The 23778-nt window shown below is 73.0% G+C and carries 25 protein-coding genes; 10 read left to right on the forward strand and 15 right to left on the reverse strand.

Annotation, left to right across the window (positions count from 1 at the left end; translation table 11 throughout):
- The first annotated feature begins 123 nt into the window (after nucleotides 1-123).
- Together ACGFI1_RS14580 and ACGFI1_RS14585 are read left to right on the forward strand one after the other, a co-directional pair.
- Entirely contained in the window at nucleotides 124-999 is an 876-nt protein-coding gene (locus ACGFI1_RS14580) for a TIGR03619 family F420-dependent LLM class oxidoreductase (RefSeq protein WP_392785648.1), read from the forward strand.
- Nucleotides 996-1508, forward strand: coding sequence for a nuclear transport factor 2 family protein (locus ACGFI1_RS14585; protein ID WP_392785649.1), 513 nt, complete (start codon nucleotides 996-998; stop codon nucleotides 1506-1508). Before ACGFI1_RS14580 ends, ACGFI1_RS14585 begins: the two co-directional genes overlap by 4 nt.
- 4 nt (nucleotides 1509-1512) lie before the next feature.
- Here the strand turns inward: ACGFI1_RS14585 and ACGFI1_RS14590 are convergent, their stop codons facing one another.
- Nucleotides 1513-2406, reverse strand: a complete 894-nt coding sequence (locus ACGFI1_RS14590; RefSeq protein ID WP_392785651.1) for an MHYT domain-containing protein — start codon at nucleotides 2404-2406, stop codon at nucleotides 1513-1515.
- A gap of 149 nt (nucleotides 2407-2555) precedes the next feature.
- Nucleotides 2556-3353, reverse strand: a complete 798-nt coding sequence (locus tag ACGFI1_RS14595) for a maleylpyruvate isomerase family mycothiol-dependent enzyme (protein ID WP_392736902.1) — start codon at nucleotides 3351-3353, stop codon at nucleotides 2556-2558.
- Between the two features lie 211 nt (nucleotides 3354-3564).
- Here ACGFI1_RS14595 and ACGFI1_RS14600 point away from each other — a divergent pair, with 211 nt between their 5' ends.
- The 6 genes from ACGFI1_RS14600 to ACGFI1_RS14625 all read left to right on the forward strand — a co-directional run bounded on the left by ACGFI1_RS14600 (nucleotide 3565) and on the right by ACGFI1_RS14625 (nucleotide 8051).
- The gene (locus tag ACGFI1_RS14600; protein WP_392736900.1) at nucleotides 3565-4095 is read left to right on the forward strand and encodes a redoxin domain-containing protein; all 531 of its coding nucleotides are present in this window, start codon (nucleotides 3565-3567) and stop codon (nucleotides 4093-4095) included.
- Nucleotides 4096-4212: 117 nt separating this feature from the next.
- Entirely contained in the window at nucleotides 4213-4416 is a 204-nt protein-coding gene (locus tag ACGFI1_RS14605) for a hypothetical protein (protein ID WP_392736898.1), read from the forward strand.
- 114 nt (nucleotides 4417-4530) lie between these two features.
- Complete coding sequence (locus ACGFI1_RS14610; RefSeq protein ID WP_392785653.1) at nucleotides 4531-5073, forward strand: MauE/DoxX family redox-associated membrane protein; 543 nt, start codon at nucleotides 4531-4533, stop codon at nucleotides 5071-5073.
- A 25-nt stretch (nucleotides 5074-5098) separates the two neighbouring features.
- Entirely contained in the window at nucleotides 5099-5698 is a 600-nt protein-coding gene (locus tag ACGFI1_RS14615) for a peroxiredoxin family protein (RefSeq protein ID WP_392785654.1), read from the forward strand.
- Between the two features lie 11 nt (nucleotides 5699-5709).
- Nucleotides 5710-7596, forward strand: coding sequence for an ABC transporter ATP-binding protein (locus ACGFI1_RS14620; protein WP_392785656.1), 1887 nt, complete (start codon nucleotides 5710-5712; stop codon nucleotides 7594-7596).
- On the forward strand, nucleotides 7593-8051 hold the full coding sequence (locus tag ACGFI1_RS14625) for a S24/S26 family peptidase (RefSeq protein WP_392785658.1): 459 nt from the start codon (nucleotides 7593-7595) through the stop codon (nucleotides 8049-8051). The genes ACGFI1_RS14620 and ACGFI1_RS14625 overlap by 4 nt, the downstream gene beginning before the upstream one ends.
- Here the strand turns inward: ACGFI1_RS14625 and ACGFI1_RS14630 are convergent.
- From ACGFI1_RS14630 to ACGFI1_RS14640, 3 genes are all read right to left on the reverse strand, one after another.
- The gene (locus ACGFI1_RS14630) at nucleotides 8044-9348 is read right to left on the reverse strand and encodes a hypothetical protein (RefSeq protein ID WP_392736890.1); all 1305 of its coding nucleotides are present in this window, start codon (nucleotides 9346-9348) and stop codon (nucleotides 8044-8046) included. The two genes, ACGFI1_RS14625 and ACGFI1_RS14630, sit on opposite strands and share 8 nt — an antisense overlap.
- Nucleotides 9345-10433 (reverse strand): TOMM precursor leader peptide-binding protein, encoded by a 1089-nt coding sequence (locus tag ACGFI1_RS14635; RefSeq protein WP_138635489.1) that lies wholly within the window; start codon nucleotides 10431-10433, stop codon nucleotides 9345-9347. The genes ACGFI1_RS14630 and ACGFI1_RS14635 overlap by 4 nt, the downstream gene beginning before the upstream one ends.
- Nucleotides 10434-10731: 298 nt before the next feature.
- On the reverse strand, nucleotides 10732-11592 hold the full coding sequence (locus ACGFI1_RS14640) for an SGNH/GDSL hydrolase family protein (RefSeq protein ID WP_392785660.1): 861 nt from the start codon (nucleotides 11590-11592) through the stop codon (nucleotides 10732-10734).
- A gap of 97 nt (nucleotides 11593-11689) precedes the next feature.
- Between ACGFI1_RS14640 and ACGFI1_RS14645 the strand changes: the two genes are divergently transcribed.
- Nucleotides 11690-12883, forward strand: coding sequence for a PucR family transcriptional regulator (locus ACGFI1_RS14645; RefSeq protein ID WP_392785662.1), 1194 nt, complete (start codon nucleotides 11690-11692; stop codon nucleotides 12881-12883).
- Between the two features lie 51 nt (nucleotides 12884-12934).
- Here the strand turns inward: ACGFI1_RS14645 and ACGFI1_RS14650 are convergent, their stop codons facing one another.
- The 4 genes from ACGFI1_RS14650 to ACGFI1_RS14665 form a co-directional block, all read right to left on the reverse strand.
- On the reverse strand, nucleotides 12935-14698 hold the full coding sequence (locus tag ACGFI1_RS14650) for a hydroxysqualene dehydroxylase (RefSeq protein WP_387074140.1): 1764 nt from the start codon (nucleotides 14696-14698) through the stop codon (nucleotides 12935-12937).
- 144 nt (nucleotides 14699-14842) lie between these two features.
- Nucleotides 14843-15040: a hypothetical protein gene (locus ACGFI1_RS14655; RefSeq protein WP_364551153.1), complete on the reverse strand. Its 198-nt coding sequence runs from the start codon at nucleotides 15038-15040 to the stop codon at nucleotides 14843-14845.
- 88 nt (nucleotides 15041-15128) lie between these two features.
- Nucleotides 15129-15974 carry an acetate uptake transporter family protein gene (locus ACGFI1_RS14660; protein WP_364551151.1) on the reverse strand — a complete coding sequence of 282 codons (846 nt, stop codon included), beginning with the start codon at nucleotides 15972-15974 and terminating at the stop codon, nucleotides 15129-15131.
- A gap of 181 nt (nucleotides 15975-16155) precedes the next feature.
- Nucleotides 16156-16587: an STAS domain-containing protein gene (locus tag ACGFI1_RS14665; RefSeq protein WP_364551149.1), complete on the reverse strand. Its 432-nt coding sequence runs from the start codon at nucleotides 16585-16587 to the stop codon at nucleotides 16156-16158.
- A 106-nt stretch (nucleotides 16588-16693) separates the two neighbouring features.
- Here ACGFI1_RS14665 and ACGFI1_RS14670 point away from each other — a divergent pair, with 106 nt between their 5' ends.
- Nucleotides 16694-16939, forward strand: coding sequence for a DUF2630 family protein (locus ACGFI1_RS14670; RefSeq protein ID WP_138635494.1), 246 nt, complete (start codon nucleotides 16694-16696; stop codon nucleotides 16937-16939).
- A 31-nt stretch (nucleotides 16940-16970) separates the two neighbouring features.
- Here ACGFI1_RS14670 and ACGFI1_RS14675 read toward each other — a convergent pair whose 3' ends face one another.
- From ACGFI1_RS14675 to ACGFI1_RS14700, 6 genes are all read right to left on the reverse strand, one after another.
- The gene (locus ACGFI1_RS14675) at nucleotides 16971-18614 is read right to left on the reverse strand and encodes an L-lactate permease (protein ID WP_364551147.1); all 1644 of its coding nucleotides are present in this window, start codon (nucleotides 18612-18614) and stop codon (nucleotides 16971-16973) included.
- A gap of 179 nt (nucleotides 18615-18793) precedes the next feature.
- Entirely contained in the window at nucleotides 18794-20851 is a 2058-nt protein-coding gene (locus tag ACGFI1_RS14680) for a xanthine dehydrogenase family protein molybdopterin-binding subunit (RefSeq protein ID WP_364551145.1), read from the reverse strand.
- Nucleotides 20848-21828, reverse strand: coding sequence for an FAD binding domain-containing protein (locus ACGFI1_RS14685; RefSeq protein ID WP_392785664.1), 981 nt, complete (start codon nucleotides 21826-21828; stop codon nucleotides 20848-20850). The genes ACGFI1_RS14680 and ACGFI1_RS14685 overlap by 4 nt, the downstream gene beginning before the upstream one ends.
- Nucleotides 21825-22355: a 2Fe-2S iron-sulfur cluster-binding protein gene (locus ACGFI1_RS14690; protein WP_138635515.1), complete on the reverse strand. Its 531-nt coding sequence runs from the start codon at nucleotides 22353-22355 to the stop codon at nucleotides 21825-21827. The genes ACGFI1_RS14685 and ACGFI1_RS14690 overlap by 4 nt, the downstream gene beginning before the upstream one ends.
- 49 nt (nucleotides 22356-22404) lie before the next feature.
- The gene (locus ACGFI1_RS14695) at nucleotides 22405-23271 is read right to left on the reverse strand and encodes a Cgl0159 family (beta/alpha)8-fold protein (RefSeq protein WP_138635498.1); all 867 of its coding nucleotides are present in this window, start codon (nucleotides 23269-23271) and stop codon (nucleotides 22405-22407) included.
- 37 nt (nucleotides 23272-23308) lie between these two features.
- Complete coding sequence (locus ACGFI1_RS14700; RefSeq protein WP_364551141.1) at nucleotides 23309-23680, reverse strand: phage holin family protein; 372 nt, start codon at nucleotides 23678-23680, stop codon at nucleotides 23309-23311.
- Nucleotides 23681-23778 lie beyond the last annotated feature (98 nt).

Raw genomic sequence — 23778 nt, forward strand, 5'->3', positions numbered from 1 at the left:
GCTTGTTGCCATGGGAAGACCCCCCATAAGACCAGGTCAGCGAAGTCCATGCAGTGGGATCCGCCGCCCGGGGCGCCGCGAACCCCGTGATAGAACGTTTTCCTGCCGAGGAGGGGAGCAACGATGCGTGTCGGTATCGTCACGCCGGTGGTGGCGCAGCCGCCGCCCGGCAACGCCGCATGGGAGCGGGACGCGGGAATCGAGGAGATCGCCCGGATCGCGGAGGCGGCCGACCGCCTCGGCTACCACCACGTCACCTGCAGCGAGCACGTCGCCGTCCCCGCCGAGGCGGCCGAGCAGCGCGGCGGCGTCTACTGGGACCCGCTCGCCACGTTCGGCTACCTCGCCGCCCGGACGTCCCGGATCCGGCTCGCCACGCAGGTCCTCGTGCTCGGCTACCACCACCCGCTCGCCATCGCCAAGCGGTACGGGACGCTCGACCGGGTCAGCGGCGGCCGGCTCGTGCTCGGGCTCGGCGTCGGCAGCCTGGAGGAGGAGTTCGACCTGCTCGGCGCGCCCTTCGCCGGGCGCGGCGCCCGCGCCGATGACGCCCTCGCCGCGCTCCGGGCCGCCCTGGGGCGGCGCGTCCCCGAGTACCACGGCCCGCACTACGACTTCGAGGGCCTGGTCGTGGAGCCGCACGCCGTCCAGGAGCGGCTCCCGCTGTGGATCGGCGGCCGGTCGGGGCGCTCCCTGCGCCGCGCGCTGACCGCCGACGGCTGGGTCCCGTTCGGGCTGCCGCTGAAGACGCTCGCCGAGATGCTCGCCGGCGCCGACGTCCCGTCCGGGTTCGACGTGGTGCTCGCCCCGTCCCGCCCGCTGGACCCGCTGGGCGACCCGGAGGCCGCCGGGACCGCCCTGGCCCGGCTCCGCGAGGCGGGCGCGACCATCGCGGGCGTCAAGTTCGAATCCTCGTCCGCCGAGCACTACTGCGAGCAGCTCGCCGCGCTGCGCGAGCTGTCCGGCGCCTACGGGCTGACCTTCGAGGAGAAGCCGTGACCGTCGAGGACCGCCTTGCGGCACTTGAAGACCGATCGGCCGCCCTGGAGGGTCGCCTGCGCGCGCTGGAGGACGAGCGGGAGATCACCCGGCTGATCCTGTCCTACGGCCCGCTCGTCGACAGCGGCTGCGCCGCCGAGGTCGCCGGCCTGTGGGAGGAGGACGGCGTCTACGACGTGGACGAGATCCTCATGCGGGGCGCGGACGAGATCGAGGCGATGGTCCGGTCCGGCAACCACCAGCGCTGGATCTCCGGCGGCTGCGCCCACGTCGTCGGGCCGCCGCACGTCACCGTGGACGGCGACGAGGCCACCGCCGTCGGCTACACCCTCATGATCGTCAACAGGGACGGCTTCGTGCTGCGCCGCGCGACCGCCAACCACTGGCGCCTGCGCCGCACCGACCGGGGCTGGCGCGCCGTCGACCGCACCAACCGGGTCCTGGACGGGCGCGAGGAGTCCCCCGACCTCCTCGCCTCGCACTTCCCGGGCGCCGTCCGCCACCGCTGACGCGTCAGCGCGGGGGCGCGCCGCCGCCGAACCACTCGCCGGCGGTGCGGCCCCGCTCGGCGGCGTCCGCGGCGCTGCCGGGGTCGGCGGGGTCGGCCGGGGCGCTCGGCCGCGGGCGCTGCCGGTGGGCCGCCAGCCGCTCCTGGAGCTGGGCCTCGACGCGCATCTCGTCCTCGCCGGGCGCCATCGCGATGATGATCAGCAGAACCGTCGCGACCGCGCCGACGCCGCCGACGAGCGGCAGCAGGAAGTCGGTCGGCTCCACGCCGCCCCGGGGCGTGCCGTGCGCGTGCTCGTGCAGCGTGATGCGCATGGCGGCCATCCCGACGTAGTGCATGCCGGTCACCGCGACGCCCATGATCAGCGCGGCGCCGGCGGTCGGCAGCAGGCCGCGCACCTTGAGCGCGAACCACAGCGCCGCGGTGGCCGCGACGAGGGCGATCACCACCGACAGCGCGACGAGGCCGGGCTGGTAGCCGATGTCGCCGCCCATCTTCATCGCCGTCATGCCGGTGTAGTGCATGCTCGCCACGCCGATGCCGGTGAGCACACCGCCCGTGACGACCACCGGCGCGCCCTCTCCTGCGAAGCCGACGATGAACAGCCCGACCGCGACGACCGCGATCGCGGTGGCGCAGCTCAGCAGCGTGAGCGGCACGTCGTAGCGGATCTCGGTGTCCGGGATGCTGAAGCCGAGCATCGCGATGAAGTGCATGACCCAGATCCCCGTGCCGCCGATGGCCAGCGCCGCGAGGCCGAGCCAGGACGCCCGGGACCGGCCGGCGGTGGCCCGCGCCCGCGCCGTGCACAGCAGCCCGAGCAGCGAGCCGACGAAGGACATGAGGTAGGCGGCCACCGGTGTGACCAGGCCGTAGGAGAAGTGGTGGACCTCGGTCATGGGCTCCCCCGGAACGTTCCAACCGCGACCGCCGCATCATGGCACGCTGACCAGCGCAGATCAGCCGAATCCCGACAGAAAACCGAGTGTGGTTCTGGCCGATATCGGACGACCGGCAGGTGTCGTCAAGGACGCCGGAACGTGTCGTGTCAGGGCGTGACGGCCATGACCGCCAGCAGCCGCGCGGCCAGGTCGCGGTCGCCCGAGACGGTCACGGAGACGTCGCCGGGGCCGCAGCGCCCGGCGGCCAGCCGGACGTAGCTCTCCCAGTCCATCGCCAGCTCGGCGGTGTGCGGGCCCCCGGACGTCCAGGCGGCGCGGCCGTCCGCGTCGACCTCGACGGCCACCGCGAAGTCGGGCGGGCCGGAGATCACGAGCCCGACGGACTCGCCCGGCGCCGCCTTCGCGCGGCGGGCGACCAGGAACGGCAGCGCGGCGCTGAGCAGGTCCCAGAAGCAGCGCGCCGCCGGGGCGTCCAGATTGCCGGGGCGGCCGGTCGCGCGGCGGACGTCCTGCTCGTGCGTCCAGCAGTCCATGGCCCGGAACTCCATGAAGCGCGAGTAGGGGCCCTCCTTGCCGTCCGGGCACATGACGACGCGGTCGGGGTCGATGGACGGGAGCTCGGCCAGCCGGCGGTCGAGGGCGGCCGCCAGCTCCGCCGCCACGGCCGGGCCCGGGACCGGGCGCCGCGCGTGCACCTGGGCCTCCATGACCCGCCCGAAGTCGTTGCGGACGTGCGCGAACTCGGGCAGCTCGACCTCGGGCCCGGGATCGCCGAGGATGCTCAGCTCCACCCCCGCCAGGTGGGCGAACTGGTCCTTGACCGTCCAGCCCGGGCATTCGGTGGGACGGTCCCAGTCGTCCTCGCCGAGCGTCGCGGCGAGCGCGAGGGAGGAGCGGATCGTCTGCTCGTAGGCGGCGGTGTTGGCGCGCATCGCGTCGTTCATGTCAGCCCTCCATCGGCCGCCCGGGCCTCGCGGCCAGGCGTCGAACGCGTTGCGACGATGATGGCACAGCGGGCGTTTATCCCCGCCGCGGCGCCGGGTCCGAAAATCGGGTATTGCTTAATGATCATTCCTAGGTGATCATGGGCGAGTGGCCGCGGCCGACCGGTGACCCAGGTTATGGGAAAGGACGCCTGTCGTGATATTCGCATCAGTGGGGCTCGTACTGGTCGGTATCGTCAGCGTGCTCAACCTGGCGATTCTGCTGATCATGCTGCGGCGGTGGCGGGAACTGGCGGAGGCGGCCGGGCCGCCCGCCGCGCGGGCCGCCGGCGGCGTCCGGATGATCGACCGCATCCCGGCCTTCTCCGCGCGCGCCGCGGACGGCACCCCGGTGACGGAGCGGACCCTGCTCGGCCGCGAGACCCTGGTCGGCTTCTTCTCCCTGACCTGCAAGGCCTGCGTCGACTCGGTGCCGCTGTTCGCCGGGCACGCCGAGCGGCTGCGCGCCGGCGGGGGCGTCTCGCTGGCGATCGTCCACGGGGACGGCGCGGCCGGCAGCGACCTGGCCGCGGCGCTGGACGAGGTGATGGACCTCGTGATCACCGAGGACGCGAACGCCGAGCTGTCGCGCCGGTACGGCGCCAAGAATTATCCGACCTATGCCTGGTACGGAGCCGATGGAATGGTGACCTCGGCGGGCGCGGGCATCGCCGCTCTGCGTACCGAACTGGTCACTTCTTAGCGCGCTGGAAAAGCCGCTACCAAATGCCCCACGGGCACCCTCCGCCGCGATCCACCCTTTTTCTCGGCGGTACCCGCCCGTGCGCGGAATCAGTCACCCCCACCACAAGGAGGAACCATGCTCCAGAGCGTGACCCGGCGCGTCACCCGCGCCATCGAGGGGATGCTCCCCACCGCCACCGCCGACGCCGGCTGCCCGCCGGACTCCTGGATGGAGTTCAAGACGATCGGCGGCGTCTGCTTCGGCCGCACCTGCTCGACCAACGGCGCCTGCAAGGTCTACTGCGGCCTCTGGGAGAGCACCAACAAGAACAACTGCTGACGCCGCGCGGGCGGGTGTGACACCCGCCTGACGCCGGGGCGCGGCGGCCCTCGGGCGAGGAACGCCGCGCCCCGGCACCGCTCTCCCCTCGCCCTGCCCCGTCCAGGAGCCCCCGTGCTTTTCGTTTCGCTCGCCTGCCGCCTCGCCCTGGCGGCGGTGATGACGCTGGCGGCGGTGGCCAAGCTCCGCGCGCCGGGCGCCTTCGCCGCCTCCCTGGAGGGGTTCGGCTTCGTCCCGGCGCGGCTGCGCCGCCCGCTCGCCGTGCTCGTCCCGGCCGCCGAACTGCTCATCGCGCTGCTGCTGGCGCTCCCCGCCACCGTCACCGCCGGCTTCCTCGCCGCCGCGCTGTTCTGCTGCGGCCTGACGGCCGTCCCGACCCTCGTCGTGGTCCGCGGGCAGCAGGTCGCGTGCACCTGCTTCGGCGCCTCCGAGACGCCCATGGGCGGTGTGCACATCGCCCGCAACGCGGTCCTGCTCGCGGCGGCCTGCCTGGGCTCGGCCGTGGCGCTGACCCGCGGCGGCGGCGTTCCCGGCGAGCCGCCGGGGATCGCCCTGGCGGTGGTGGCGGCGGCCCTGCTCACCACATTGGCCGTCTTCGTCGACGACATCGCCGCGCTCTTCCGGTCCCCGGTCCCCGCCGGGGGCGGGGGCCGGTGAGTCGCCGGAGCCGGAAAGGACATCCGTGGAATACCTCGTCGCCGGGCTCCTCCTGGCCGCCGCGCTCACCGCGCTGAACCTCCTGCTCACCGTGGCGGCGGTGCGCCGCTGGCGCGCCCACGCGACCGCCCCACCGGACGGCGGCCATCCCGGCCACGACCACGACCACGACCACGACCACGGGCACGGCGGCGGAGAGCCGGAGCTGGGCATCGCGCCCGGCGACCGGATGCCGGCCTTCACCGCGACGGCCGCCGACGGCACAACGGTCACGGCGGCCGACCTGGCGGGCCGTCCGGCGCTGCTCGCCTTCCTGTCCCTGGAGTGCCCCGGCTGCGACGACAGCGTGCCGGGCTTCGCCGAGCACGCCCGGCGCGTCCGGGACGCGGGCGGGCGGGTGCTGGCCACAGTGGTCGGCGTCGACGCGGCCGTCAGCGACCTGGCCGCCCAGCTCGCCGACGTCGCCGACCATGTGGTGCCCGAGTTCCTCGACGCGCCGCTCGGCGCCGCCTTCGGCGTCCGCCTCTACCCCGGCTTCGCCCACTACGGCCCGGACGGCGTCGCCACCGCCGCCGGCGTCGGGTTGGACGGGCTGGACGCGGCCCTGCACCCGTCGGTGCCATGAGCGGCGGCGACGTGACGGAGCCGAGTGACGGGACGGAGCCCGGCGTCTCCGTCCTGCGCGGCATGAAGGCGGCCTACGCGCTGGCATGGCGCGCCTGCCCCGGCATGCTGGCCCTCCAGCTCGCCATGGCGGTGGTCGGCGGTACGGCGCCGGTGGCGACCGCATGGCTGACCAAGGTGGCGATCGACGAGCTCACCGCCGCGCACCCCCGCACCGGGACGCTCGTGTGGCTGGCGTCCGCCATCGGCGCCTTCGGCATCGCGACGGCCGTCACCTCGGCCGTCACCACGTACGCGCAGGGGCGGGCCCGGCGCGCCATCGGCCTGCACTCCCAGGACCGGATGTTCGCCGCGGTCAACCGCATGAACGGGCTGGCCCGCCTGGAGGAGCCGCGCTACCACGACCGGCTGCGGCTGGCCCAGCAGTCCGCCGAGCAGGCCCCCGACCAGCTGGTGCAGATGGGCCTCGCCACGCTGCGGGGCACCCTCGCCGTCACCGGGTTCCTCGGCGCGCTCGTGGCGATCAGCCCGGTCATGGCGGGCGCCGCGCTGGCGGCGGCAGCGCCCGCGCTGTTCGCCCATCTGACGCTGAGCCGGCGGCGGGCCGGGCTGCTCTGGCACATGAGCCCCGGCCTGCGGCGCAAGCTCTTCTACCAGATGCTCCTGACGGACCTGCAGGCCGCCAAGGAGGTCCGCCTGTTCGGGCTGGGAAACCTCCTGCACGGCCGGATGCTCACCGAGTTGCGCGCGGCCAACGACGCCGAGGACCGGCTGGAGCGGAGCGTGGTGCGCGTCCAGATCCTCCTCGCCGCGCTAGGGGCGGTGCTGGCGGCGGTGGGCCTGCTGTGGGCCGTGCACGCCGCGGCCACCAGGACGATCAGCGTCGGCGACGTGTCGGTGTTCATCGCGTCGCTGGCGGGGCTCCAGGCAGGGCTCGGTGCCCTGGTGGAGGGCATCGCCCAGGGGCACCAGGCCGCGCTGCTCTTCCACCACTACCTGATGGTCGTCGGGAGCGACGACGACCTGGCCGGGCCTACCCGGCCACGGGAACTCGCCCCGCTGTCCCACGCCATCGAGTTCCGCGACGTGTGGTTCCGCTACAGCGACGACGCCCCGTGGGTGCTGCGCGGGCTGAACCTGACCATCCCGCACGGCACCACCCTCGGCGTGGTGGGTCTCAACGGCGCGGGCAAGAGCACGCTCGTCAAGCTGCTCTGCCGGTTCTACGACCCGCAGCGCGGCGCCGTGCTGTGGGACGGGGTGGACGTCCGCGACGTCCCCGTGGAGCAGTTGCGGCAGCGGATCGGGGCGGTCTTCCAGGACTACATGGACTACGACCTCACCGCCGCCGAGAACATCGGGCTCGGGGACCTGGACGCGCTCGACGACCAGGCCCGGATCCGGGACGCCGCCGAGCGCGCCGGGGTCCACGCGACCATCGAGCGGCTCCCGGTCGGCTACCGGACGATGCTGAGCCGGCTGTTCCACGCCGGGGACGCGGACGGCGACCCGGAGGACGCCGCGCTGACGAACGGGGTCCGCCTCTCGGGCGGCCAGTGGCAGCGGCTGGCGCTGGCCCGCGGCCTGATGCGCCGGGGGCGCGACCTGATGATCCTGGACGAGCCCAGCTCCGGCCTCGACGCGGTGGCCGAGCGGGAGGTCCACGACCGGCTGCGGGAGCTGCGAGCGGGCGCCACGAGCGTGCTGGTCTCGCACCGGCTCAGCGCCGTCCGGCAGGCCGACCGGATCGTCGTCGTGCAGGACGGACGCATCCTGGAGAGCGGCGACCACGCGTCCCTCACCGCGTCCCCGGACGGGGTCTACGCCCGCCTCTTCCGCAACCAGGCGGAGGGCTACCAGGAGCAGAGCCCGCAGGAGGACGCGGTGACCGCCGGATGAACCGTGCACTGGGCTGGGCGGTCCCCTCGGTGCTGGCCGCCGGGGCGGCGGCGCTGGCGGCCCGGAGCCTGCTCTCGACGGTCACCGTGCGGGGCGGCAGCATGACCCCGACCCTGCACCACGGTGACGTGCTGCTGGTGCTGCGCCACCGGCGCCGGGCCCGGCCCGGCCGGATCGTGGTCGTCCAGCGGCCCGACCGGCGCACCGGATGGCGCGGCCCCGCCGATCCCTCCGGCGGCGGCGGCTGGTACGTCAAGCGGGTCCTCGCGGCGGCCGGGGACCCGGTGCCGTCCTGGGTGGCGGGCGACCTGACCGGCGACGTCCCGCGGGGCATGCTCGCGCTGCGCGGAGACCACCCCCGGTCGGAGGACTCCAAGCAGTGGGGCCTGTGCCCGTCCGACCGGATGTACGGGGTGGTGCTGGTGCGGCTGCGCACCGGCGAGAAGGTCAGCTAGCGGGCGCCGCCTCGGCCTGCGCGTCCGCCTCGGCCTGTGCGTCCGCCTCGGCCGAGGCGTCGGCCGGGGCGCCCCGCCGGCCGCGGCGGCGGAACCAGTGCCGGTGCGTCCGGACGAAGGTGACCACGAACAGCGCCTGGATGGCGCCCTCGATGAGGATCAGCAGGGCCGAGTCCAGGGCCTGGAGCACCGGCCCGCCGGTGAAGCCGTCGGCGACGCCCTCGACCGCGCGCAGGAACGCCGTGACCGCGATCGGCGCGCCGAACAGCGCGAACGAGGTGAGCGTGATGCCGGCGCCGAACACGAGGAAGAACGAGTAGACGCGGGTGGCGAGCCGTTCCCGCCGCGACAGCCCGGCCGTCGGGTCCTCAACGGCGCCCGGACGTCGGCGCACCGCGGCGGCCGACCGGGCGAGCAGGTACCTGGCGTAGGCGAGCCCGTCGTCGAAGAGGTTGCGGGTCCGCAGCAGTTCGCGCAGCACGAAGTAGAGGTCGGTGCGCATGTAGACCTGGAGCTGGAAGGGGATCGCCATCAGGACGGTGATGACCAGCGCCTGCAGCAGCGCGTCCACGGTCCCGGGCAGCCCGGCGTGGGCGACGAGCAGCACCAGCGCCGACATCAGCAGCAGGTCCCAGGCGAGCCCGGCGAGGTAGACCCGGTACCGGGAGCGGCGCGGCACCCCCCACACCCCCGTGACGTCGGTCTGCGCCACGAGGTTGTGCAGCCGGGTGCCGAAGCCGATGCGTCCGGGCGCGCCGAGCGAGCGCGCCGCCATCAGGTGCATCAGCTCGTGCACGCTGATCGACACCGACATCATCACCGTGTTGACCAGGACGGTGAACCCGACGTAGTCGTTCCAGAAGAAGTCCGAGTAGCTCGGCAGCAGCGAGGGGCGCAGGACGAGCGTGACCAGCGCCGCGCCGACCGCCGCCGACCAGAGGAGTTTCGCCGGGAGGCCGAACAGCCAGGCCGTGTTCCGTTCGGTGAGCCGGGCGAAGTGGCTGCGCGGGGCGTCCTCGGCCGGGTCCGGGAGCGGCTCTCCGTCGACGGACCGCACGAACCCGAGGTCGCTGAGGGCCTCGACGAGCTCGCCGAGGTCGACCTCGATGTCGTGCTCGGCGGCGATGCGCTCCTCGGCCGCGGCGACCGTCAGGCCGTCGCGCAGGAGGACGATCCCGTCCCCGTACACGGCGGGAAGCTCCACGAACTCGCCGATCCGCAGCCGGCCGACGACGACCGCGTCCGGGTCGTCGTCGTCCGGGCGGACCACCAGCGGGTGGAACTCGACCGCGGTCACGGCTTCCCGCAGGCGGGGCAGTCACTGTCCTGCGGGATCTCGATGAAGTACGAGTGGTCCCACATCGCGTAGTTCCAGTGGAAGACCTTGCCGCGTGCCTGGGTGGGCAGTCCCCCGAGGTGGTAGAGCACCTCCAGCGCGCAGAGGTGCCCGCTGACGTTGGCGCTGGCCGCGATCACCGCGTTGGGGCGCTCCTCGGTGAGGGAACGGCCGTGGGCCTTGAACTCGCGCTGGTCCTCGTGGCGGCGCAGGCACGCCCAGCATCCCGTCTCGCCCGGCACCAGGCCGCCCACGACGGCCATCGGCCCCGTGTAGAAGCTGACGAACCAGGGGGTGCCGGTCCGCAGCGCCGCCTCGTTCGTCCAGAACATGATGTCGGGGTGCGGCTCGTCGGCGCAGAGGACGAACAGGTCGCAGTCCTCCATCATCGCGGCGATTCCATCCGGGCCGTCCGCCTTGACGGTGTCTCCGGTCACCTTCACGAGGCCGTTCATGGCGCGGAGCCGCTCCACGGCGCGGTCGACCTTGGGCTTGCCGATGTCGCCCTCGGTGTAGAGGAGCTGCCGGGTGAGGTTGGACTCCTCCACCACGTCGAAGTCGGCGACGTGCAGGGCGCCGATCCCGCTGGCCACCAGCCCGGCGGCCACCGCCGAGCCCGTGCCGCCGAGGCCGAGCAGGCCGACCCGCGCGTCCTTGACCTTGGACTGGATCTCGTACGGCGAGCTGCGCGGCGTCGTGTCGATCCACGCGAAGAAGTTGCGGGCGGGCTCGTAGCGTTCGGCCTCGGCCTCGTCCAGGTTGCCGGGCAGCGGCGCACCGGCGTCCTCGACGAAGCCGCCGTCGGTCAGGTCCTGGATCACCTCGCGGGCGCTGTCCTCGTCCACGCCGGGATGGGTCTCGGCGAACGCGGCGCACACCTCGTCGACCGTGCGGGTGCCGTCCAGGAGGGTGATGAGCCGCGCGACGGCGCCGTCCTCGCTGTCCTGGATCTCCGCGGCGACGCCCTGCTGCATCAGGCCGATGAGGATGCGGTCGCCGGGCAGGGCGAGGGGCTGGTGGACGCGTTTGATTCGAGGGAGCCGCATGCGAGCCTTCCGGTCGTGGACAGGGAAAGGCCGGCCAGGCCGAGGCCTGGCCGGCCGGTACGCACTCGGGGAGGATCAGCCGCCTTCGCGGAGACCGGTCGTCTCGACCTTCTCCAGCCGCTTGATCTCCAGCTTGATCTTCTTGGCCTTCGGGGCCGGTTTCGCCTGTTCGACCTTCTGCATGGGACCTCCCGGAGGACCGCGGTGCCGGCGCGCGGTCTCGCGCGCTGTGATGTTGATCATAAGTTCAAGATCAACACTTGGGAAGATCAATTAGGGCAGATCTTTGCGTCGCGGGTCAGGCACTCAGCGTGTTCCCGATGATGGCGGCGTAGGCGGCCTCGCCCCTGGCGTTCGGGTGCAGCGGAGCGGCCGGGTTGAGGGGCACGTAGCCCTCCACCCACCGCTTGGTCGCCGACTGGCACGCGTCGTGGCCGGCGCTGGGCGTGACCAGGTCGATGTACGTCGCGCCGTGCGCGTTCGCCTGGTCGCGGATGACGCCGTTCATGGCGTTGACAGCACCCTGGAGGAAGTTGGCGTCGGTCGGCAGGACGGGCTGGACGGGCCAGCAGCCGTTCGGCTTGATGTAGAGGCCGTAGCCCGTCACGACGATCCGGGCCTTCGGGGAGCGGGCGCGGATGCCGTCCAGGACGGCACTGAGGCGCGGGCCGAGTTCCTGGGTGCGCTGCGCGACCTCGGTCTCGAACTCGCCCTTGCAGGGAGTGGCGGTGGGGTCGAGGTTGACGCAGTCCTCCGCGATGCCGACGAGGCCGACGTCGTTGCCGCCGATGGTGAGGGTGACGAGGGTGGTCGAGGCGGTGAGCGCGTCGAACTGCGGCGGGACGGTGCCGGTGTCGACGCCGGCGACGCTCGTGCTCTGCGGCTCGGTCATGTGCCTGCTCTTGGCGCCGCTGCACGTGACGTCGCGGAGGTTCGCGCCCAGCGCGGCGGCCAGCTCGTGCGCGTAGTTGTGGGTGGACCGCCCGCACCCGATCGGACCGGTGATGTTCGGGATGAGCGGCCCGGAGGCCATCGAGTCGCCCAGGGCGACGTACTCCACCGGCCCCTCCGCGAGCGGAGCCGCGTGGGCGGGGGACGCGACGAGGGCCGTGCCCGCGAGGACGAGCGCGCCGACCATGCCGTGCAACAGACGCTTCATGCCAAACTCCCGGCGTCATGGACGATGTCGCCGTGATCGTCCAGAATCTGGACAGACCGTTCAATTGGCGTGAAAACAGACTCTTGCGGGAGCCGTTGTGACGCGGGACAACACGGTGCTGTGCATGGCGGGACGGCCCATGGCGGCGCATCTGCGGGCCCGCGCCCCGCGGCTGACCCGGCGGGTCGTCGCGCGGCTGCTCACCGAGCTGCCCGTCTACGCGGAACTGCCGCAGGAGGAGGTCGCCGGGGACATCGCCGGGATCGTCCAGCACAGCCTGCGGCAGTTCGCGGACGTGCTGGAGCGGCGCCGCCCGGCCGCACCGGAGGAGTTCGGCGACCAGCGCGACTCGGCGGCGCTGCGCGCCGAGGAGGAGGTGCCGCTGGACGCGATCCTCACCGCGTACCAGATCGGCGCCGCGATGGCGTGGGAGGAGCTGACCGCCGGGGCGCGGCCGTCCGACCTGCCCGCCTTCCAGGAGGCGCTCGGCTACTTCCTGGACTTCCAGCGGCTGCTGCTGTCGGCGGTCAGCTCCGCCTACCTGGAGGTCCGGCAGATCATCGACAGCCAGGAGCACGGCGGGCGGCACGCCCTGATGACCGCGCTGCTCGGCGGGGACACCGCCGGGCACCGCCCGGCGCCCCGCTACGCGGTGCTGACGCTGGCGTTCGCCCCGCACCCGGACGAGGCGGGCACGGGCCAGCGCGCCCGGATCGCGGCCCGGCGCAAGATCCGGCGGATCCGGACGGCGCTGGACGAGGTCGCCGACGAGCCCGCGCTCACCGCCCTGGACAGCGCCGGCGGGACGGCCCTGCTGCCGTTCTCGGCCGGCTGGGACGTCCTGTGCGAGCTGGTGGCGCGGGCCGCCAAGTGCGCCGACACCGATGTCACGGCGGCGGCGGAGATCACCGGCCCCGCCGGGATCCCCGCCGCCGCCGTCCGGACGGCCGAGGTGATGGACCTGGTCCGCCGGGCCGGCCGCCCGCCCGGCCTGTACCGGCTCGCGGACGTCCTGCTCGACTACCAGCTGAGCCGGCCGAGCGGCGCGCTCGCCGGGCTCGCCGCCCTGCTGGCGCCGCTCGACCGCAAGCCGGAGCTGCTCCGCACGCTGGAGCGGTACCTGGCCTGCGACCTGGACCGGCGGGCGACGGGCGCGGCGCTGCACGTCCACCCGAACACGGTGGCCTACCGCGTCCGCCGGATCAGCGCGCTGACCGGGCTCGACCCGGCCCGGCCGAGCGACCTGCAGCTGCTGAACGCGGCGCTGGTCGCCCGCCGGTCCCTGCACTAGCCGGGCTCGGTGCTAGCCGGGCTCGGCCCTAGCGGTGCTTGCGGCCGAGGGTCACCTCCCCGGCCAGCGCGTGTCGAGGACGTCGAACTGGTGCGGCAGCCGAAGCGCGTACCGGATCTTGTCGTTGGCCTTGAACGGCGCCCACAGCGGCTGCTCGAACAGCTCGTGGACGTCGCACCGGGCCGCGTTGGAGCCGGCCGCGTCCAGCAGCGCGTTGACGGCCTGCCGGCCGCCCTGGTTGGCGCCCTCCATCGTGGTGACGTTGATCGGCGTCTTCACCCAGTCCCCCGCGAGGAACAGGTTCGGGATCTTCGTCCCCGAGTTCGGGCGCAGCTTCCACGACCCCGGCTGCTGGATGAACAGCGGAGTGTCGTTGGTGACGCCGCCACTGCCGTTCGGGACGATCGCCGGGTCGAGGAACCAGGAGTGCAGGTCGGCGTCGGTGAGCTGCACCCCGGTGTCGTTGAGGTGCGCCTTGATCTGCTTCCACGTCTCCGCGGCGATCTCGTCGGGCAGGCAGTCGGTCGCCCGCTTCTTGTTGAACGTGCCCGGCGTGAACCAGTCGGAGATGATCGAGGACAGGCAGTCCTGGACGGTGCCGTCCCCGTAGGTGGAGAAGTCCCGCTTCCAGAACTGCTCCTGGCTGATGGACGTGACCGCCCACGTCGAGTCGCCGTAGTTCACGTGGCCGGCGGCCAGCGGCAGCTTCTTCTTGAGGAAGAACTGCAGCCCGGTCATCCAGTCGGTGCGCAGGCCCTTGATCCCCGCGAGCGACGGGTCGGCGCTCAGCACCGCGTCGCTCAGCAGGCCCGACACCCGCTCGCACGGCATCGCGACCACGAACCAGTCGGCGGAGATCGGCGCCTTGCCCTTGACGCCGGCGGAGGCGATCCGCCCGCCGGAGACGCTGAGCGAGGTGACCTCGTACCCCACGTTGAACTTGACGCCGAGATCGCGCAGGTGGGCGATCCACGGGTCGAGCCACATCTCGGACGAGGACCCGTTGAGCACCCGGTCCACCGACCCGCCGGGCTCGTTGCCGAGCCCGAGGATGCTCCACACGGTGGCCTCGCCGACCATCGCGATCGAGTGGGTGCTCGCGTCCTTGGACTTGGTGGCGGCGAGGTTGCGGATCGTCCCGTCGGCGATGAACTTGTTGTACTCGTCCGAGAACCGGTCGGCGCGGATGTAGTCGGCCCACGTGATGTTCTCCCACTGGCCGAGCTTGCGCTCGTCGCAGCTGGTGACGTACACGAGCAGCTTCTGCGCGGCGAACGCGGCCTCGGTCAGCGACAGCTTCGCGATCGTCTGGAGCCCCGAGGTGATCGTGGCGAGGAAGCTGTTGGTGTCGTAGATCCGCGACTCCGGCGGCAGCGGGAAGGGGAACGGGATCGTGAGGTCGGGGCGCCCCTGCCGCGACATCATGTAGGCGTCGGCGCGGACGAGGTTGTCCCAGGCGCCCTTGGCGTTGCCGGGGAACGGCGTGCGCCGCATGTTGTCGGTGAGGTTGAAGTAGAAGCCGGGGAAGAAGCGGAACCCGTGCTCGCCGGGGAGGTCGAGCCGGCCGCCCGTCCCGGTGCCCGGCGGGAAGATGCTGCGCGCCTTGCCGCCGAGGGCGGTGCGCTCGTAGACCTCGACCTCGAAGCCGCGCTCGATCAGCTCGTGCGCCGCGGTGAGGCCGGCGACGCCCGCCCCGAGGACGGCGACCCTTCCCCCGCTCGCGGCCCGCGCGGGGACGGGCCCCATGGCCATCGCGCCCGCGGTGGCGGCGCCCACCACGCCCGCGTCTCGTAGGAACCTTCTGCGTGTCGTCACGGCGACCTCCCGTGCCAGGCCCCCGACCCAATAAGTGTTGGGTTACTTGTAACACGCTATTAGCACACCGCCAATAAGGCGGCCGCAGCGGGTCTGCCCCGCACGGGAAATCACTCAGAAGAGGACAGACCGAAACGGCGGGACTCAGCCCGCGATCACACCGTGCTCGGTGCGGAGGTGGTGGTTGAGCGTGGAGAGCTCAAGGTGCGGCTGGTTGCAGCGCACGCACGACCAGACGCCGGTCGGAATGCTGTAGCCGTGCTTCGCGGCGTCGTCGCGCGCGCAGAGCGTGATGTAGGACTGGACGAGGCGCCGCCACGTCCGCCGGACCGCCGATGACATTCCCGCTCCCCCTCCGGGCCGAACCTTCCAGATCGGCCCAGGATAAGGCAACGGGAATGTCAAGGCGAAACGCCGGTGACCGGCGAACTCACTGGCCGATCTTCACCCCCGGCTCGCCGTACCGGTACTCCAGCGGCCGCACGCCGCGACCGCCCGGGATGTTGCCGCCGGCACGGTACTTGCCGGTGGGCAGGATCGTCCGGCCGAAGGTGTTCTCCATCATCAGCGCGCCCGCGGCGTAGAGCGAGATGACCGCGGTGGCGACGAACAGCCAGCCGCCGACGTCCAGGCTCCAGCCGGACGGCGCCCAGAAACCGGCCGCCGTGAAGCCCGAGCCCACGGCCAGGCACGCCAGCAGCAGCGCCATCACGATGTTCTCGCCGAGCGCCGCCAGCGCGGTCAGCCCGGTGATCACCGCCAGGGCGATGAACCAGAACGCGAAGCCCTGACTCGCCACGCCGAGCACTGGTGCCAGCGCGATCGGTACCGCGCCCGCGCTGACCAGCAGGAACAACAGGCCCCAGGCGAACCAGAACGAGCCCCACAGGCCGTGCACGGCGGTCGCGAGCCCGTCCCGCGCACGGTAGGCCCACATGCCCGCGAGGAACTGGGCGAGGCCGCCGAACAGCAGCACGAACGGCCACAGGATGAGCGGAGTGGCCGCGGTCCCGTACCAGCCCGCCTGCCAGGCGCCCACCATCATGGTCGCGCCCGCCAAGCCGAAAAGCCCGAGGATGGACGGAGCCGCGATGGGCTGCAGCATGACGCGCGTCCGGTCCTCCCAGAGCGCGTGCTCGCCCGGCTCATTGGCGCCCCTGCCCGGTACCGCCGTGGCGGCGCCGGGAGCGGGGGTGGCGGCGCCCTGCGCGGGCGTCGACGGTGCGGCGCGCTCGCCGGACATCGGCGATTGCGCGTGCTCTCTTCGCCTTGCCATGAGATCCCTCCTCTGGAATCGGAGAGCTGTAGAACCCCTCCTAACCGTGGTTTGAGCAGTCAAACTGCCACGAACCGGGATAGAACGGGAAAGACGCCCGCACGGCGCCTCGTTTACCGGACCTCGACGCGGGGATGGTCCCCCGATGACCTCACGGGGGACCGGCGCACGGCGGCCGGGGTCAGCCGCGCGGGCGGCAGTGGATCGCCAGGCCCGGGGTGAGGTGCCACCCGATCAGCCGGAACAGCCGGTCGAGGTACGGCGGCACCGCGTGCAGGACGAGCAGGCGTCCGTGCTCGTGGAGCTCGCGGGCCGCGAGGGTGAGAGCGCGCAGCCCGGCCACGTCCATGAAGGCGATCGCGGCCAGGTCGACGTGCAGGTCCCCGGGCACGCGGGCCTGCGCGGCGTGCAGCGCGGCGCCCACGTCCGGGGCGTTGGAGACGTCGATCTCGCCGGACATCCGGAGCCACGGCGAGGACGAGGCGGCGGCGATGTGCAGGAGCGCCGTGTCGAGTTCGACGACGTCGCAGCGGGGCGCCTCGCCGGACGGGGGAACCGGGCGCTCCCCCGAGCCGGGGCCGCCCTCGCCGCCGCCGATCCGCCAGATGGTCATGTCGTTGCGCACCTCGCCCATGGACGGGGCGCCGCTACCGTGCGCGGCCCCGTGTATGCCAGGCTCTCACCTGTCGGCACGTTATGAACCCAACCGGGCGGATTTCATGGACGAGAAGGCCATTCTGGACCGTATCAACGCGTTCATCGAGGAGGAGCACGGCCTGCGGGAGGCGCACGAGCGCGCCGAGACGACCAGCGCCGAGGCTCAGGAGCGGCTGCGCCGGCTGGAGGTCGCGCTCGACCAGTGCTGGGACCTGCTGCGCCAGCGCCGCGCCCGGATGGCGGCGGGGCAGAACCCGGACGACGCCGAGGTCCGCCCCGCCGGTGAGGTCGAGGGCTACCTGCAGTAGCCCGCGGGGATCCGGGTCGCGGGGATCCGGGTCACGGGACCATCCAGCCGAGCACGCCGGTCGCCTGGAGGCCCGACAGCAGGCACATCCCGGCGAGGAACAGCAGGCTCCACAGCACGACGCGGCGGAAGATGTCGCCCTCGCGCCCGTCCAGCCCCACGGCGGCGGCCGCGATCGCGAGGTTCTGCGGTGACACCATCTTCCCGAGGACGCCGCCGGAGCTGTTGGTCGCGGCCATCAGCACCGGCGACAGGTCCGCCTTGTTCGCTGCGGTGACCTGGAGCGCGCCGAACAGCGAGTTGGACGAGGTGTCCGACCCGGTCACGGCCGTCCCCAGCCAGCCGAGCACCGGGGACAGCAGCGCGAACGCGCCGCCAGCCCCGGCCATCCACGTGCCGAGCGTGACCGTCTGCCCGGACGCGTTCATCACGAACGCCAGCGCGAGCACCGCCATCACCGTGATGATCGCCCACTTGAGCTGGACGAGGGTCGTCCAGTAGGCGCGCAGGGCCTTGCCGAGGCCGACCCCGAGCGCGGCCATGGTGATCAGCCCGGCGACGAGCATCTGCGTGCCGGGCGTGGTCAGGTAGTTGAAGGTGAAGGTCGGCAGGGTGAGCGGCTTCCCGGTCGGGCCGGTGAGGTCGAGGCCGGGCCAGGAGAACGTCCGGGTGGCCCTGTCGAGCTGCTCCTTGACCTGGTCGATCTGGCAGACGACGAAGACCGCGATGATGATCGCGTAGGGGGCGTAGGCGCGGGCGACCTCGGCGCGCGGGTCGGGCTCGCCGCCCTTCTCCACGCGCGCGGCGAACTCGGGGGTGGGCTCGTCGGCGGCGCCGCCGGCGACCGGCGCGGGCCGGGCCGCCGGCCGCGGGCGCAGCCGGACGGCGAGCACGACCGCGGCGGCCGAGACCAGCGACGCGACGACGTCGGCGAGCGGCACCGAGATGAAGTTGGCGGTGACGTACTGCGCGGCGCCGAACGCGGCGCCGCACAGCAGGGCGGTGGGCCAGGTCTCGCGCAGGCCGCGCCGCCCGTCCACGATGGCGACGAGGACGAGCGGGACGAACACCGCGAGGATCGGGGTCTGCCGCCCGACCATCGCGCCGAGCGTGTCGCTGGACTCCCCGGTTACCTTGCCGAGGGTGAGGATCGGCGTCGCCATCGCGCCGAACGCGACGGGGGCGGTGTTGGCGGTGAGGGCGAGGACGGCGGCCTTGATCGGCTGGAAGCCGAGCGCGATGAGCATGACGGACGTGACCGCGACGGGCGTGCCGAAGCCCGCGAGGGCCTCCAGCAGCGCGCCGAAGGAGAACGCGATCAGCACGGCCTGGAGCCGGTGGTCGTCGCTGACCTGCGCGAACGAGCGGCGCAGCACGTCGAAGTGGCCGGTCGTGACGGTGATGTTGTAGACCCAGAGCGCGTTGATGACGATCCACAGGATCGGGTAGAAGCCGAACGCGGCGCCCTCGGTGCCGGCGAGGAGCGCCTGGCCGGCGGGCATGCCGTAGGCCCAGATCGCGACGGCCAGGGAGACGGCCAGCGCGATCAGGGACGCGAGCCACGCGCGCATGCGGACGCCGCCGAGCAGCACGAACAGCACGGCGAGCGGCAGTGCGGCGACCAGTGAGCTCCAGCCGAGCGAATCGGCGATGGGATCGAGGACCTGCTGGTACACGGCGATCACCTCGCGGGTAGGGAGCGCCCCCGAGCACGTGATCGATACCCACCCGCGTGACGCAGATCACCTTGATAGTGAACTTTTCAATCAGTCAAGCCCGGTCAGGACCTCCGTCCCCGGTCAGGGCCGTGGCACGGTTCAGAGGTGGTGGCGCGGTTCAGAGGTGGTGGCGCGGTTCAGAGGTGGGGGAGCAGTTTCGCCGGGGTGATGGGCAGGTCGCGGACGCGGATCCCGGTCGCGTGGTGGACGGCGTTGCCGACGGCCGCCGCGGCGCCCACGATGCCGATCTCGCCGATGCCCTTCGAGCCCATCGGGTTCAGGTGCGGGTCGGACTCCTCCAGCCACGCCGCCTCGATGTCGCGGACGTCCGCGCAGGCCGGGACGTGGTACTGCGCGAGGTCGCGGTTGAGGAAGTCGCCGAACTCCCGGTCCATGACGCTCTCCTCCATCAGCGCCATGCCGATGCCCATCGTCATGCCGCCGATGAACTGGGAGCGGGCGGTCGTCGGGTTGATGATCCGGCCGGCGGCGAAGACGCCGAGCATGCGGCGGACGCGGGTCTCGCCGGTGTCGGCGTCCACCTCGACCTCGGCGAACTGCGCGCCGAACGCGTGCCGCGCGTACTCGTCCCGCCCGCCGACCTCCTCGGTGGTGTCGGCGGACGCCTCCAGCCCTTCGGGCGGCACCGCGCCGTTCAGCTTGCCCTTCAACGCCTCGCACGCGCGGACGACGGCCATGCCCCAGCTCGCCGTCCCCGACGAGCCGCCCGCGACGGACGCCCGCGGGAACGAGCTGTCGCCGATCTCGAGCCGGACGTGGTCGAGGTCGGACTTGAGCGTCTCGGCGGCGATCAGGGTGAGGGCGGTGCGGGCGCCGGTGCCGATGTCGGCGGCGGCGATCCGGACGGTGAACGTCCCGTCGGGCTCGGCGCGCGCCATCGCCCTGTTGGGCTGCAGGTAGGCGGGGTAGGTGGACGCGGCGACGCCCATCCCGACCAGCTTGCGGCCCTCCCGGCGGGAGCCGGGGGCGGGGTCGCGGTGGTCCCAGCCGAACCGGTCGGCGCCCTCCCGCAGGCACGCGACCAGGTTGCGGGAGCTGAACGGCAGCCCGCTGCCCGGCTCGCGGTCGGTGTCGTTGCGGACGCGCAGTTCGACGGGGTCGATGCCGGCGGCGCCGGCCAGCTCGTCCATCGCCGATTCGAGCGCGTACATGCCGGGCGTCTCGCCGGGGGCGCGCATCCAGGACGGTGTGGGCACGTCCAGGCGCACCAGGCGGTGGGACGTGCGGCGATGAGGCGCCTGGTACATGACGCGGGTCGGCGTCGCGGTCTGCTCGGCGAACTCCTTGACGGTGGAGGACTGCTCGAACACCTCGTGCAGGACGGCGTTCAGCCGGCCGTTCTCGTCGGAGCCGAGCCGCATGCGCTGGATGGTCGGCGTGCGGTAGCCGGTCGTGGCGAACATCTGCTGCCTGGGAACGGCGAACTTGACCGGACGTCCCGCGGCGCGCGCGCACATCGCGGCCAGCACGACGCTCGGCCTGGGTGTCCCTTTGGAGCCGAACCCACCGCCGACATGGGGAGCCACCACGCGAACCTGGGACGGGTCCAGGCCGAAGACCTTCGCGAGCGTGGCCTGCACGGGCGACGCGCCCTGCGTGGAGTCGTAGAGGGTGAGGGAGCCGTCGCCGTTCCACTGGGCGAGCGTGGTGTGCGGCTCCATCGGGTTGTTGTGCTCGGCCGGGGTCGTGTAGGTGACGTCCACGCAGACGGCCGACTTGCTGAACGCGTCCTCCGGGTCGCCCTGCTCGGTGTCGGTGGGGAAGACGGGGTTCACCTTGTCCGGCTTGTAGAAGCCGGGGTGGTCGGTGCGGAGCGTGACGTCGGGCCGCTCCTCCGCGTACTCGACCTTGACGAGGCGGGCCGCTTCCCGCGCGGTCTCGAGCGTCTCGCCGACCACGGCGGCGATGAACTGGCCCCGGTAGGAGACCGTCCGCGACTGGAACAGGGCCAGCTCGCCGTCGGAGGTGTCGCTGAGCGCCGGGGCGTTCTCGCAGGACAGGACGGCGATGACACCGGGCATCCGCAGCGCGGCCTCGGTGTCGACCGACCTGACCTCGCCCTTGCCCACGCTCGCCTGGACGGCCGAGGCGTAGGCGACGTTCTCGACCTGGTATTCGAACGCGTACCGCGCCCGCCCGGTGACCTTCTCGCGGCTCTCCAAGCGCTCGGTCATGATGCCCCCGTTCCCGCGAGTTCCGACAGCGTCCGGACGATGAGGTTGCGCGCGAGCGGCACCTTGTAGCCGTTGTCGCGCAGCGGCTCGGCGGCCTCCAGTTCGGCCTCGGCGGCGCGCTGGAACGCCTCCTCGGTGGCCTCGGCGCCGCGCAGCGCCTCTTCGGCGCGCCAGGCCCGCCACGGTTTGTGGGCTACGCCGCCCAAGGCCAGCCGGACGTCGTGCACGAGGCCGTCCTGTACGTCCAGGGCCGCCGCTATGGAGACGAGCGCGAACGCGAACGACGCGCGCTCCCGCACCTTGCGGTACCGCGACGCCATGCCCAGCGCGGGCACCTCCACGGCCGTGATGAGGTCGCCGTTCTCAAGCGTGGTGTCGCGCTGCGGCTCGTCACCTGGCAGCCGGTGCAGGTCTTCGATGGGGATGGTCCGCTCCCCCGCGCGCCCCATGACGCGTACGGACGCGCCCAGGGCCGCCAGTGCCACCGCCATGTCGGACGGGTGCGTCGCCACGCATGCCTGAGAATGCCCCAGGATCGCCAGGTTGTGGTGCTCGCCCTCCCTGGCCGGGCATCCGCTTCCGGGGTTCCGCTTGTTGCACGGCTTGGCAGTGTCCTGGAAATACGAGCAGCGCGTGCGCTGGAGGAGGTTGCCGCCGACCGTGGCCACATTCCGGATCTGCCCGGACGCCCCCATGAGGACGGCCTGCGCCAGCATCTGGTGGCCTTCCCGGACGGTCGGGTCGGCGGCGAGGTCGCTGTTGCTCACGGCCGCGCCGATGACGAGGCTCCCGTCCGGGCGCAGCTCGATCTCGCCGTAGGGGAGGTGCGCGACGTCCACGAGCCTGCCCGGCTCCTCGACGCCGAGCCGCATCAGGTCGACGAGGTTGGTCCCGCCGCCCAGGTAGACGGCGCCGCCGTCGTGCCGTTCGAGGGCGTCCTCGGCGCTGGTGGCGCGCTCGTACGCGAAGGGCCTCATGCCTGCGCCGCCTCCCTCGCCCGAGCGGCGGCGGCCTGCCGCACCGCCGCGACGATGCCCGCGTAGGCGCCGCACCTGCACAGGTTGCCGCTCATGCGCTCGCGTATCTCGTCGTCGTCCAGCACCGGATCGGACCCCAGGTCCTCGGTCACGGCGCTGGGCCAGCCGCGTTCGGCCTCCGCGAGGACGGCCGTGGCGGAGCAGAGCTGCCCCGGCGTGCAGTACCCGCACTGGAAGGCGTCCTGCTCGATGAAGGCCTCCTGGACGGGGCTGAGCCGCCCGTCCTCTTCGAGCCCCTCGACCGTGACGATGTCGGCCCCGTCGTGCGCGACGGCCAGCGCCAGGCAGCCGTTCGCCCGGCGCCCGTCCAGCAGGACGGTGCAGGCGCCGCACTGGCCGTGGTCGCAGCCCTTCTTCGAACCCGTCAACCCGAGGTCCTCCCGCAGGACGTCCAGCAGGGACGCGCGGGTGTCGACGCTGAGCCGGTGCTCGGTGCCGTTCACGACCAGGGTGATGTCGGCGTGCATAGGCGTGTCCATGCTGCGCCCCTACCCGGAACCGCCGGGGTGAGTCCGGCTAGAGGAGTTCGACGGCGGCGTCCACGGCGGCGCCGACGTCGCCGTCCGGCGGGTACAGCAGGGAGCGCCCCGCGACCAGGCCCTTCACGCCGGGGATGCGCAGCGCGCGGCGCCACCCGTCCAGCACCGGGCCGAGCTCGCCCGCGACCTCGCCGCCGAGCAGCAGCGCGGGCAGCGTCGTCGCCGCCATCACCCGCTCCATCTCCGGCACGACCGGCAGCTTCAGCCACGTGTACGCCGACGTGGTGCCGAGCCCGGACGCCACCGACACCGCGCGGATCATCGCCTCCGGCGTCAGCAGGTTCCGCACGCGGCCCTCGATCCGGTGCGCGACGAACGGCTCCACCATCGCCATCAGCCGGTGCCGGGCGAGGCCCGACACCGCGTGCGCGCAGCCCTCCAGCGTGCGGGCGGTCGCCGGGTCGGCGTCGTCGACGCGCAGCAGCATCTTGCCGCCGTCCAGCCGCGCCGCCGCGACCGCGTCGGCGTCGTAGGCGGTGAACCGGTCGTCGATCTCGAAGGACGTCCCGGCGAGGCCGCCGCGGTTCATCGACCCGATCGCGAGCCGGTCGTCCAGCACGCCGAGCAGGAGCAGGTCCTCCAGGACGTCGGGGGTGCCGAGGACGCCGTCCACGCCGGGGTGCTCCAGCGCGGTGCGGAGCCGGTCGAGCAGGTCGGCGCGGTCCGCCATCGCGACCGGGTCGCCGCCGGCGCCGAGCGCGCCGCGGGCCGGATGGTCGGCCGCGACGATCAGCAGCCGGCCGGACGGCCCGAGCGGGGCGTCGCGGCGCCGCCGGGCGGCCGCCGCCTCGGCGATCGCGCCCGGCCGCGCGGCCCGCACGTCGGTCAGCTCGCTGATGCGCACGCCGCCGAGTCTGCTGACGCCCGCTACCGTGTGTCAATCAGTCCGTGTCGGAGAGTATCTCCACGACCTGCCGGGCCGTGTCGGCCGGCAGCGGCGGCGGCAGGCCCCGCCACTTGCGGGACGCGGCGAGCGCGGCCGCGCCCGCCCCGCCGCCGTACACGGCCGCCGCGACGAACGACGCCAGCTCGGGCGGCAGCTTCTTCTCCAGCAGCAGCACGTTCATCCGGTAGGTCGCGGCGGTCGCGAGGGCCCCGCAGACCCCGGCGACCGCGCCCAGCCGCAGCGCCGGGACGCGCTGCCGGGCCTTCTCCGCCATCTCCCGCTGCGCGGCGTCGACCACCCGCCGGGCGAGCACCAGGTTCTGCTCCAGCGAGCCGCCGACCTCCGCGGGTTCGCTCGACTCCGTCATGACCTCCGGCTTACCCGCAGGAGGGCGAAGGAACCGGGAGAGCAAAGTGTCACCCTCGGTCACCTGATGACTGCGCTAGGTTTCCGACCGGACCACGC

Source organism: Actinomadura geliboluensis, assembly GCF_043197915.1.
Classification (GTDB): Bacteria; Actinomycetota; Actinomycetes; order Streptosporangiales; family Streptosporangiaceae; genus Spirillospora; species Spirillospora geliboluensis.